General features: G+C 65.8%; 8 protein-coding genes. 7 read left to right on the top strand and 1 reads right to left on the bottom strand.

What is annotated here, in order from left to right:
* The first annotated feature begins 86 nt into the window (after positions 1-86).
* The 3 genes from ACSHT2_RS19490 (at position 87) to ACSHT2_RS19480 (ending at position 3670) form a co-directional block, all read left to right on the top strand.
* Positions 87-596, top strand: coding sequence for an OsmC family protein (locus tag ACSHT2_RS19490; protein ID WP_440635871.1), 510 nt, complete (start codon positions 87-89; stop codon positions 594-596).
* Between the two features lie 178 nt (positions 597-774).
* Entirely contained in the window at positions 775-1584 is an 810-nt protein-coding gene (locus ACSHT2_RS19485; RefSeq protein ID WP_440635869.1) for a hypothetical protein, read from the top strand.
* 409 nt (positions 1585-1993) lie between these two features.
* On the top strand, positions 1994-3670 hold the full coding sequence (locus ACSHT2_RS19480) for a methyl-accepting chemotaxis protein (protein ID WP_440635867.1): 1677 nt from the start codon (positions 1994-1996) through the stop codon (positions 3668-3670).
* A 108-nt stretch (positions 3671-3778) separates the two neighbouring features.
* On the opposite strand, the gene mutS is transcribed toward ACSHT2_RS19480, so the two are convergent.
* Complete coding sequence (mutS, locus tag ACSHT2_RS19475; protein ID WP_440635865.1) at positions 3779-6517, bottom strand: DNA mismatch repair protein MutS; 2739 nt, start codon at positions 6515-6517, stop codon at positions 3779-3781.
* A 215-nt stretch (positions 6518-6732) separates the two neighbouring features.
* Between mutS and pcaF the strand changes: the two genes are divergently transcribed.
* The 4 genes from pcaF to ACSHT2_RS19455 all read left to right on the top strand — a co-directional run bounded on the left by pcaF (position 6733) and on the right by ACSHT2_RS19455 (position 11396).
* On the top strand, positions 6733-7941 hold the full coding sequence (gene pcaF, locus ACSHT2_RS19470; protein WP_440635863.1) for a 3-oxoadipyl-CoA thiolase: 1209 nt from the start codon (positions 6733-6735) through the stop codon (positions 7939-7941).
* Between the two features lie 203 nt (positions 7942-8144).
* Complete coding sequence (gene pcaH / locus ACSHT2_RS19465; RefSeq protein WP_440635861.1) at positions 8145-8846, top strand: protocatechuate 3,4-dioxygenase subunit beta; 702 nt, start codon at positions 8145-8147, stop codon at positions 8844-8846.
* Positions 8847-9449: a protocatechuate 3,4-dioxygenase subunit alpha gene (gene pcaG / locus ACSHT2_RS19460; protein WP_370143720.1), complete on the top strand. Its 603-nt coding sequence runs from the start codon at positions 8847-8849 to the stop codon at positions 9447-9449. It abuts the gene before it with no gap.
* A gap of 258 nt (positions 9450-9707) precedes the next feature.
* Entirely contained in the window at positions 9708-11396 is a 1689-nt protein-coding gene (locus ACSHT2_RS19455; RefSeq protein WP_440635859.1) for a methyl-accepting chemotaxis protein, read from the top strand.
* Positions 11397-11424: the final 28 nt, after the last annotated feature.

Below are 11424 nucleotides of genomic sequence, written 5' to 3'. Positions count from 1 at the left end.
TGGCAGATCCCATCAATCATGAGCTGACACGAAGCCGGCCGCCTTCTATACCGCTCGTGAGAAACGACATGCCGGGAGAGAACAAGATGGACGCTGTCCAACTGCGCCAGATGCAGGCCCCGATCAAGGAGCGCTACAAGACCGATCCCAAGGCCGCGCTGATCACGCTGAAGGCCAAGGGCTCCACGGATGGCGAAGGCATCGCCTGCAAGGTCGAGACCAGCCGCGCCATCGCGATGGCCGGTCTGCATCCGGGCACCGGCGGCTCCGGCCTCGAGCTCTGCTCCGGCGACATGCTTCTGGAAGCGCTGGTCGCCTGTGCCGGCGTCACGCTGAAGTCGGTCGCGACTGCGATCGAGGTGCCGCTCAAGACCGGCAACGTCTACGCCGAAGGCGATCTCGACTTCCGCGGCACGCTCGGCATCGACAAGGAGACCCCGGTCGGCTTCGCCGAGATTCGCCTGCGCTTCGAAGTCGACACCGACGCGCCGCAGGACAAGCTCGACCTGCTGCTCAAGCTCACCGAGCGTTATTGCGTGGTCTATCAGACCATCAAGAACGGCCCGAAAGTGTCGGTGTCGATGCAGCGGATGTGATTCTTCTGACCCTCCCCTGGAGGGGCAGGGTCGATCGCGCTCTGCGCGAGCGGGGTGGGGTGATCTCTCCACGCGGGCACTGCTTACGTCGAGAGACCGTCACCCCACCCCGTCTCATATTTCGCTACGCTCCATATGAGCCGACCCTCCCCCTCCAGGGGAGGGTAAGAAGCCAAAAATGTCCCTCGACCCCCATTTCATCCTCTTCCTCCTCCTGCGCATGGCGATCGCGGCGGCGTTCGTGGTGTCGGCGTCGATCATCACCGAACGCGCAGGGCCTGTGATCGGCGCGCTGGTTGCGACCCTGCCGGTGTCGGCCGGTCCCTCCTACGTCTTCCTCGCGATCGATCATGACGCCGCCTTCATCGCGCAGGGTGCGCTGGCGAGCCTGCCGGTGAATGCTGCGACGATCGTCCTCGCGCTCACCTATGTGGTGCTGGCGCAGCGACATGGTCTTCTGGTGAGTTGTGGAAGCGCAGTCGCGGTCTGGATCGTGCTTGCATCGATCATCCGCCAGTTCGACTGGTCGCTCGCCGCGGGGCTTGCTGCCAACCTGATCGCGTTCGGCATCTGCATCCCGCTCCTGGCAGGCTATCGCCACGTGAAAATGCCGCTGGTGACGCGCCGCTGGTATGACATTCCGATGCGGGCTGCGCTGGTTGCGACCCTCGTCGCCATCGTGGTCTCGACGTCGAGCTGGGTCGGCCCTCGCATCAGCGGCATCATCGCGCTCTATCCCGTGGTGTTCTCCAGCATCATGGTGATCCTGCATCCGCGGATTGGTGGACCGCCGACCGCCGCCGTGCTTGCCAACTCCGCCTGGGGCCTGCTCGGATTTGGCATGGCGATCGCAGTTCTGCACGTTGCAGTCGTGTGGTTCGGCTCCGCGGTCGGCTTGTGCCTCGCGCTCGGGACCTGCGTGGTGTGGAACCTGACGCTGTGGGGAATTGGCAGGCGCGCGGTACGCAAGGCGCGGCCGATTCCGTGAGACTACGGATATGCGCGACACGACGTCGCGAAAGCCGATGCGGCACGCTCAACTCACGCTAACTCATAAGTGACGAGGCGTCCTCCCCAAGCCGTTGAATGAGAAGCATCATTTCAAGTCCCGCTGTACTCTTCAGGTCTGAGCTCCGGCGTCCCTCGCTTGGATGCGCTCATCCGCCGCCGTCGAATTCCCGTCAGTAAAATTAGAACTTTCTTCGAGCTTTTCCCGTACGGAATCAGGCTGCGCACTCGCTTCCGTTACTGTCCGCACGAATATCGACGGACCTGCACGCAAGTCATCGGATCTGCGGGGCGCCGGTTTTGGAATACGGCAGCACTGCCGCACGATTAGTTACTTGATCCCGACGGGCATATCCCCGTTGGCGCCATTTCGAGATGGAGATTTCCAGATGTTTGGTCGCAAGTCCCGCGGTGATACCGACGCAATGCTCGCGGCCATTGATCGTTCACAAGCCATGATCGAGTTCGCGATGGATGGCACGATCCTGACGGCCAATCAGAACTTCCTCAACGCGCTCGGCTACTCCCTCGACGAGATCAAGGGGAAGAAGCACGCCATGTTCGTGCCGGCCGATCAGCGTGATAGTGACGCGTACAATGCGTTCTGGGCGCAGCTGGGTCGCGGCGAGTTTCAGGCCGCCGAATTCAAGCGGGTCGCCAAGGGCGGCCGCGAAATCTGGATCGAGGGGTCCTACAATCCGGTGCTCGACGAGGCCGGCAAGCCCGTCAAGGTCGTGAAGATCGCGACCGACATCACCGCGAAGAAGATCCGCGGCATGACCGAAGCATCCAAGATCGCCGCCATCGGCCGCGCCCAGGCCGTCATCGAATTCAAACTCGACGGCACCGTGGTCACGGCCAACGAGAATTTCTGCAAGGCGCTCGGCTATTCGCTGGCCGAGATCGAGGGCAAGCATCACAGCCTGTTCGTCGCCCAGGCCGACCGCGATGGCGTCGCCTATCGCGAGTTCTGGGCCGCGCTCAACCGAGGCGAATACCAGGCCGGTGAATACAAGCGCATCGGCAAGGGCGGCCGCGAGGTGTGGATCCTCGCGTCCTACAATCCGCTGCTCGACGAGAACGGCAAGCCGTTCGGCGTCGTCAAGTTCGCAACCGATGTCACGGCGGAGAAGCTGAAGAATGCGGATCTCGCCGGCCAGATCGCGGCAATCGACAAGGCCCAGGCGGTGATCGAGTTCAACATGGACGGCTCGATCATCACCGCCAACGCCAACTTCCTCGGCACGCTCGGCTATTCGCTGGCCGAGATCAAGGGCAAGCATCACAGCATGTTCGTCGATCCCTCGGAGCGCGACGGTGCCGCCTATCGCGAGTTCTGGGCCGCGCTCAATCGCGGCGAATACCAGGCGGCCGAATACAAGCGTATCGGTAAGGGCGGCAAGGAGGTCTACATCCAGGCCTCCTACAATCCGATCCTCGATCTCAACGGCAAGCCGTTCAAGGTGGTGAAATACGCCACCGACACCACGAAACAGGTGCTGGTCCGCATGGGCAATGAGCGCGTCCGCGGCATGATGGAATCGGTCGCTGCCGGCTCGGAGGAGCTCAACGCCTCGGTGCGGGAGATCTCCGAGGCGATGACCAAATCCCGCGAAACCGCGATGAGCGCGGTTGACCAGGTCTCCTCCGCCGACGCGCAGGCCCAGCGCCTCACTGAAGCTGCGCAGGCGATGAGCGGCATCGTCGAGATGATCAACAACATCACGGGACAGATCAACCTGCTCGCGCTCAACGCCACGATCGAGTCGGCCCGCGCCGGTGAAGCCGGCCGCGGCTTCGCGGTGGTCGCTTCCGAAGTCAAGAGCCTCGCCAACCAGGCCAAGCAGGCAACCGACAAGATCGGCGAGGAGATCGGCAGCCTCAACAGCATTTCCGGCGACGTCGTCAGCGCGCTCGGTTCGATCAAGCAGGCGATCAACAATGTCAGCGAGTACGTCACGTCCACCGCCGCGGCGATCGAGGAGCAGAGCACGGTGACGAACGAGATGTCGACCAGCATGCAGCGCGCGGCCGCGGAAGCCGCGGCGATCGCGGCGCGGGCGTAGCCAGGCGTTTCTCTTTCGGCGCAGAAACTATCGTAGCCCGCATCAGCGAAGCGATATGCGGCGACAGTTGTCCCGGATGTGGCTTCGCTTATCCGGGCTACGGCACCATCACTGCTTCGGCAGCTTGGCCTTCAACGCATAGAGCGCGTCCAATGCCTCGCGCGGCGACATCTCGTCGGGGTGCAGCGCCTTCACCGCCTCCATCAGCAACTCGGCCTCGCTCGGCGGCGCGGCTTCCGCGGCAGCGCGCGAGGGGACGGCGAACAGCGGCAGGTCGTCCACCAAGGCTCGCGCGGTCTGGCCGCGGTCCTGCGCCTCCAGCTTGGAGAGCACGGATTTGGCGCGCGTGATCACCGCCGGCGGCAGGCCGGCGAGTTTCGCCACCTGGATGCCGTAGGAGCGGTCGGCCGAGCCCGGCAGCACCTCGTGCAGGAACACGACGTTGCCCTGCCATTCCTTCACCCGCACCGTCGCATTGAACATCCGCGGCAGCTTGGCCGAGAGCGCGGTCAGCTCGTGATAATGCGTGGCGAACAGCGTGCGGCAGCGGTTGCTCTCGTGCAGATGCTCGATCGCGGCCCAGGCGATCGAAAGGCCGTCGAAGGTCGCGGTGCCGCGGCCGATCTCGTCGAGGATGACGAGCGCGCGCTCGCCGGCCTGGTTCAGGATCGCCGCGGTCTCGACCATCTCCACCATGAAGGTGGAGCGGCCGCGGGCGAGGTCGTCGGCGGCGCCGACGCGGGAGAACAGGCGGTCGACGATGCCGATCCGCGCGCGCGTGGCCGGCACGAAACTGCCGATCTGCGCCAAGAGGGCAATCAGCGCGTTCTGGCGCAGGAAGGTCGATTTACCGGCCATGTTCGGGCCGGTCAGCAGCCAGAGCTGACCGGACTTCTGCGCTGGTGCGGGCGACAGGTCGCATGCATTGGCGATGAACGGCTCGCCGTTGCGCTTCAGGGCCTGCTCGACCACGGGATGGCGGCCGGCCTCGATCGCAAAGCTGAGCGAGCCATCGACTTCGGGCCGCACATAGTTCTCGTCGACCGCGAGCTTGGCCAGCGACGTCGCGACGTCCAGCAGCGCAAAACCTTGCGCCGCGGCGCGCAAATCGTCGCTGATCTCGAGCGCCTTGGCACAGAGCCGCTCGAAGATATCGAGCTCGAGCCCGAGCGCACGGTCGCCGGCATTGGCGATCTTGGCTTCGATCTCGCCGAGCTCGGAGGTGGTGAAGCGCACCTGCCCGGCCAGCGTCTGACGGTGGATGAAGGTCGCGTTCAGCGGCGGCGACATCAGCTTGTCGCCGTGCTGGGCGGTGACCTCGACGAAATAGCCGAGCACGTTGTTGTGCCGGATCTTCAGAGCCTTGACGCCGGTGTCGTCGGCGTAGCGCGCCTGCATCGAGGCCACCACGAGGCGTGAGGCGTCGCGCAGGTTCCGTGCTTCGTCGAGGGCGGGCTCAAAGCCGGGACGAACGAAGCCGCCGTCGCGCTTGATCAGGGGCAGCTGCTCGTCGAGCGCACGGGCGAATTCGGATGCGAGCTCGCGCGACGGCCGTTGCAGCGCCGCCATCACGGCCGTGATCTCCTGCGCCGGCTCGTCCAGTTCGGAGAGCCGCGTCAGCACCTGGTCGGCGGCGATGATGCCGTCGCGGATGCCGGCGAGGTCGCGCGGTCCGCCGCGGCCGACCGAGAGCCGGGCCAATGCGCGCGACATGTCGGGCGCGCCGCGCAATATGCTGCGGATGTCCTCGCGTGCGGCTGAGTCGGCAACGAAGGCGCTGACCGCGTCGAGCCGGCGGGCGATCGCCGGGGCATCGGTCAGCGGCGCCGCCAGCCGCTGCGCGAGCAGGCGCGAGCCGGCGGAGGTCACCGTGCAGTCGATGGCGTCAAGCAGCGAGCCGCGACGCTCGCCGGCCAGCGTCCGCGTCAGCTCGAGATTGGCGCGGGTGGCCGGATCGATCGCCATGGTCGCGCCCGAGGCTTCGCGCGCGGGCGGCGACAGCGGCGGATGCCTGCCGACCTGGGTACGGTCGACATAGGTGACGGCGGCGGCCGCGGCGGTGGCCTCCAGGCGCGTGAGCTGGGAGAGCCCGTCCATGGTCGCGACGGCGAAGTAGTCGCACAGCCGCTTCTCGGCGGTCGCACCGTCGAAGACGTCGCGGGTCAGCGGCGTCACGGCCGGCAGCTCGCGCAGGGTCTGTCCGAGCTCGCCGTCGTTGTAGAGCGCGTCGGCGACGATCGCCTCGTTCGGGTTGATGCGCGCCAGCGTCGCGGCCAGCTCGCCGCTGGAGCATTCGGTCACCATGAATTCGGCGGTCGAGATGTCGATCCAGGCGAGGCCGAAGCGGTCGCCGCCGGCGGAGGACCGCGCCCGCGCAATCGCCAGCAGGTAATTGTTGGCGCGCGCGTCGAGCAGCGTATCCTCGGTCAGCGTGCCCGGCGTCACTAGCCGCACCACGCCGCGGCGCACCACGCTCTTGTTGCCGCGCGCCTTGGCCGCAGCGGGATCCTCGGTCTGCTCGCAGACCGCGACCCTGTGGCCGGCGCTGATGAGGCGATGCAGATAATCCTCGGAGCGCTCGACCGGCACGCCGCACATCGGGATATCCATGCCCTGGTGCTTGCCGCGCTTGGTCAGGACGATGCCGAGTGTTTTCGAGGCGATCTCCGCGTCTTCGAAGAACAGCTCGTAAAAGTCGCCCATCCGGTAGAACAGCAGCAAGCCCTGATGCGCCGCCTTGATCTCAAGGTACTGTTCCATCATCGGCGTGACGCGCGCGGCGGCTTCGGCCTGCAGCGCGGGCGTGTTCTCGGGGGGCGGGACAGGTATCGGCTGTTGCATCGTCATGGGCGGCGCAACCTACAAAATTTCGGCACCTGCTCCTATCGCTTTGGCCGGAGAGGCGAGGTTTTCCACGTTGTCCGCACGGTGGCATGCGCTTGCGGCGTGCGGACCCCTCGGAACACGCGCGCATCAGTCAATTGACCTGCCGCGAGCGCCCTCCTAAAACTCCGCCGACATTGAAGAATTTGGCCGGACCGCGGCATTCAGGGAGAACAACGATGCGTGACGTCTTTATCTGCGATGCCGTGCGGACCCCGATCGGCCGTTTCGGCGGCTCGCTCGCCAAGGTGCGCGCCGACGATCTGGCCGCCGCTCCCATCAAGGCGCTGATGGCAAAACACCCCAATCTCGACTGGGCGCAGGTGGACGAAGTGTTCTTCGGCTGCGCCAACCAGGCCGGCGAGGACAACCGCAACGTCGCGCGCATGGCGCTGCTGCTGGCGGGCCTGCCGGATTCGGTTCCCGGCCAGACCCTGAACCGGCTCTGCGCCTCGGGCCTTGATGCGGTCGGCGCCGCGGGCCGCGCCATTCGCGCCGGCGAGATCGAGCTCGCCATTGCAGGCGGCGTCGAGTCGATGACGCGCGCACCCTTCGTGATGGGCAAGGCGCAGGAAGCCTTCTCGCGTTCGGCCGAAATTTTCGACACCACCATCGGTTGGCGCTTCATCAATCCGCTGCTGAAGGCGCAGTACGGCGTCGATGCCATGCCTGAGACCGGCGAGAACGTCGCCGAGGAATTCCAGGTTTCGCGCGCCGACCAGGACGCCTTCGCCATCCGCTCGCAGCAGCGCGCGGGTGCGGCGATCGCGGCGGGCTATTTCGCCGAGGAAATCACGCCGATCACCATCCCCGGCGGCAAGGCCGGCCCCATCACGGTCGACAAGGACGAGCATCCGCGTCCCGAGACCACGCTGGAAGGTCTCGCCAAGCTGAGGCCGATCGTGCGCAATCCCGGCACGGTGACGGCCGGCAATGCCTCCGGCGTCAATGACGGTGCCGCCGCCATGATCCTGGCCTCGGAAGCTGCGGTGAAGAAGCACGGCCTGACGCCGCGGGCGCGCATCCTCGGGCTCGCTTCGGCCGGCGTGCCGCCGCGCATCATGGGCATTGGTCCCGTGCCGGCCACCCGCAAGCTGATGGAGCGGCTCGGCAAGAAGATCAGCGATTTCGACTTGATCGAGCTGAACGAAGCCTTCGCCTCGCAGGGCATCGCCTGCCTGCGCCAGCTCGGGGTCAAGGACGATGCCGATTTCGTCAATCCGCATGGCGGCGCGATCGCGCTCGGCCATCCGCTCGGCATGAGTGGCGCCCGCCTCGCGCTCACCGCCGTGCACGGCATGGAAAAGCGCGGCGGCAAGCTTGCGCTCGCCACCATGTGCGTCGGTGTCGGGCAGGGCGTCGCGGTTGCGATCGAGAAACTGAACTGACGAGACGCGCAGCGTCCCGTCATCCCGGGGCGGTGCACTTGCACCGAACCCGGGATCTCGAGATTCCGGGTTCAGCCCTGCGGGCTGCCCCGGAATGACAGCTTTGGGAGGCTCCGAAACCCGCTTCCCCAGATTAGTTATATCATATAATGATTGGCGAAGCGTTGACCGGCCGGACCACAACGGCTGGGGAGGAGTTCGCCATGACATTCATCTATCCCACGGACAGCAACAAGGCGCATCCGCTGCCGCTGTCGCCCGACTACAAGAGCTCGATCAAGCGCGCGCCGAACAAGCCCCTGATTCCGATGCGCCACACCTTGTCGGAGCTGACCGGCCCGGTCTACGGCCACGAGACCGTGCGCGAGGGCGACAACGACCTCACCCGCCAGCACAGCGGCGAGCCGCTCGGCGAGCGCATCATCGTGCATGGCCATGTGCGGGACGAGGACGGCCGCGGCGTGCCGAACTCATTGATCGAGATCTGGCAGGCCAATTCCTGCGGCCGCTATGTTCACGTCCGTGATCAGCACCCGGCGCCGCTCGATCCGAATTTCACCGGTGCGGGCCGCACCGTGAGCGATGCTTCCGGCTATTATCGCTTCGTCACCATCAAGCCCGGCGCCTATCCCTGGGGCAATCACCACAACGCCTGGCGCCCCGCGCATATCCACCTTTCGGTGTTCGGCTATTCCTTCGTCACGCGCCTCGTGACGCAGATGTACTTCCCGAACGATCCCTTGTTCCCGTTCGACCCGATCTTCAACTCGGTGCCGGACGAGAAGGCTCGCGCGCGGATGGTCTCGTCGTTCGATCTCGAGAACACAAAGCCCGAATGGGCGCTGTGCTACCGCTTCGACATCGTGCTGCGGGGCAAGAACGCCACCCCCATGGAGAACCATTAAGTGCAAGAGTCTGTGAAATCCAACGGGATCACCCCATCGCAGACGGTCGGTCCGTTCTTCAAATACGGCCTGACACCGAACGGCGAATACGCCTGGAACGACGCGTTCACCAACTCGACGCTGACCCCCGACGTGTCGGGCGATCGCATCCGCATCGAGGGTCGCGTGTTCGATGGCGACGGCGTTGCCGTGCCGGATTGCATGCTGGAGATCTGGCAGCCGGATGCGCAGGGACGCTTTGCCGACCCGCAGGACAAGCGTGCGCTGCCGAATGCGAGCTTCCGCGGCTTTGCCCGCTGCGGCACCGACAAGGACGGCAACTACGCCTTCGACACCATCAAGCCGGGCGCGGTGCCGGATCCCGACGGCAAGCCGCAGGCGCCGCACATCCTGCTTGCAGTGTTCGGTCGCGGCATGCTGCGGCATCTCTACACCCGCATCTATTTCAGCGACGAGGCCGGCAATGCGGCCGATCCGGTGCTCGCGCTGGTGCCGGCTGACCGCCGCGCCACGCTGACCGCGGTGCGCGAGGCCGGCAAGCCGGTCTATCGGCTCGACCTGCGGCTCCAGGGTGACGACGAGACGGTGTTCTTCGAGGTCTGAGCGAATATGTGCCGACGACGCTAGGTCGTCGGCACCACGTTTCTCATCCAGCGCAATCGCAGTCGGCGTTGCCTTGCATCCGGCCTGATTCTCTCCAGGCTCCTGTGCGTCAGTTCCACTGACCCAAATCCGATTGACCGACGCTATTTTCCGTAATTTTTCGGAGCGTTTCTTTCGAGACTTCCCCGCAGGGCAATCCCGCATTTACCACATTGATCTAGGCTCCTCGCGATTTCAGCGCGCGCCCTGGATTATTTCATGAAGATTCGCCTGTCATTGTCCTCCGCGATCGTCGCCTTCGGGATCGTTCTTGCCATTGGCTTTACTGCGGTCGTTTCCACCAGCCTCTATGCGCTGCGCGAGCTCAAGGTCGGCGGCCCGCTCTATTCCGACATCAAGCTCGGCAACGACCTCATCGCCGACATCCTGCCGCCGCCCGAATACGTCATCGAGGCCTATCTCGAGGCGACGCTGGCCATGCGCGAGCCGGACCAGCTGGCCGCCCATGGCGAGCGCCTGGTCCAGCTCCGCAAGGATTATGACGAGCGCAAGGCGTTCTGGGTCTCCTCCAGCCTCTCGGCCGACCTCAAGACTGCGCTGGTGTCGAAGTCCGATGCGGAGGTGCAGAAATTCTGGAAGGCGTCCGACCAGCTCCTGCCGGCCCTCAAGGCCAAGGATGCAGCTGGGTCCGAGCGCGCCTATGCGCAGCTCAAGGACGCCTATACCGCGCATCGCGCCGTCATCGACAGCATCGTCGAGAACGCCAACAAGCGGAATGCCGCGATGGAGAAGCTGGCCGCGGACCGCGACAGCTCCATGCTTTATATCCTCCTCGGCGTCTCCGCCGCCGTTCTGGCCTTCATTGCCGCCGGTCTGCTCGGTGTTGCCCTCGGCGTGGTGCGTCCGATCGTGCGCATGACGGATGCGATGCAGAAGCTCGCGACCGGCGATCTCGCCGCCGACATTCCGTTCGCGCACCGCCAGGACGAGGTCGGCTCGATGGCGGGTGCGCTTGTGGTGTTCAAGCAGGCGGCGGTCGAGAATTCCCGGCTGCGTGAGGAACAGTTGCGGCAGGAGCAGGAGGCGGCGCTTGCCAAACGCTCCGCCCTGCACCAGATGGCCGAAACTGTCGAGCGCGAGACCGGCCGCTCGGTCGATACCGCGACCGCGGCGACGGCAGGCATCGAGCGGGCCGCCTCCGGCCTGTCGGAGATCGCGAAGTCGCTCTCTGCGCAGTCTCAGGCGGTCGCGGCGGCCTCCACGCAGGCCCTCGGCAGCTCGCAGGCCGTCTCGGCCGCAGCCGAAGAATTGAGCGCCTCGATCCGCGAGATCGCAAGCCAGGTCGCACGCACCAGCACGGTCACCAAGTCGGCGGTCGCCGGCCGCGAGCAGGCGCGCTCGACCATTCAGACGCTGGCCGGATCGGTGAAGAAGATCGCCGAGGTCTCCGACCTCATCGGCGGCATCGCGGGCCAGACCAACCTCCTCGCGCTCAACGCGACGATCGAGGCGGCGCGCGCCGGCGAAGCCGGCCGCGGCTTCGCCGTGGTCGCCGCCGAAGTGAAATCCCTGTCCGACCAGACCGCCAAATCCACCGATGAGATCGGGCGGCTGATTGCGGAAATCCAGAGTTCGACGCAGGCCGCGGTCGAAGCCGTCGAGGCCATGGGGGGCCACATCGTCGAGATCGATGGCGTGGCGACCTCGGTCGCCGCCGCGATGGAAGAGCAGGACGCTGCGACGCGGGAGATCACGCGGTCGATCTCCGAATCCGCCTCCGCGGCGAAGGAGGTCTCGGCCAAGATCGGCGATGTCAGCCGCGACGCCGCCTCCGTCGACCAGCGCGCCGCGGACGTCAGGCAGGCGATCGCCGGGATGGCGGCCAATCTCGAACAGCTGCGGTCGGTCGTGGTGCGAACCGTGCGCGACTCGACGGCGGCGGCTTGAGCCTGGCATCAGCTCGGCCGCTGGTGCC

The organism is Bradyrhizobium sp. PUT101 (genome assembly GCF_052043945.1).
Lineage (GTDB): Bacteria > Pseudomonadota > Alphaproteobacteria > Rhizobiales > Xanthobacteraceae > Bradyrhizobium.
The sequence above is the reverse complement of the archived record's forward strand: the minus strand, read 5'-3'. Positions and strand labels throughout refer to the sequence as shown.

Excerpts from the sequence above, each read along its gene's own strand:
- mutS (WP_440635865.1), bottom strand. The coding sequence starts at position 6,517 with ATGACGATGCAACAGCCGATACCTGTCCCGCCCCCCGAGAACACGCCC.
- pcaF (WP_440635863.1), top strand. The coding sequence starts at position 6,733 with ATGCGTGACGTCTTTATCTGCGATGCCGTGCGGACCCCGATCGGCCGT.
- ACSHT2_RS19490 (WP_440635871.1), top strand. The coding sequence starts at position 87 with ATGGACGCTGTCCAACTGCGCCAGATGCAGGCCCCGATCAAGGAGCGC.
- pcaH (WP_440635861.1), top strand. The coding sequence starts at position 8,145 with ATGACATTCATCTATCCCACGGACAGCAACAAGGCGCATCCGCTGCCG.
- ACSHT2_RS19480 (WP_440635867.1), top strand. The coding sequence starts at position 1,994 with ATGTTTGGTCGCAAGTCCCGCGGTGATACCGACGCAATGCTCGCGGCC.
- ACSHT2_RS19455 (WP_440635859.1), top strand. The coding sequence starts at position 9,708 with ATGAAGATTCGCCTGTCATTGTCCTCCGCGATCGTCGCCTTCGGGATC.
- ACSHT2_RS19485 (WP_440635869.1), top strand. The coding sequence starts at position 775 with ATGTCCCTCGACCCCCATTTCATCCTCTTCCTCCTCCTGCGCATGGCG.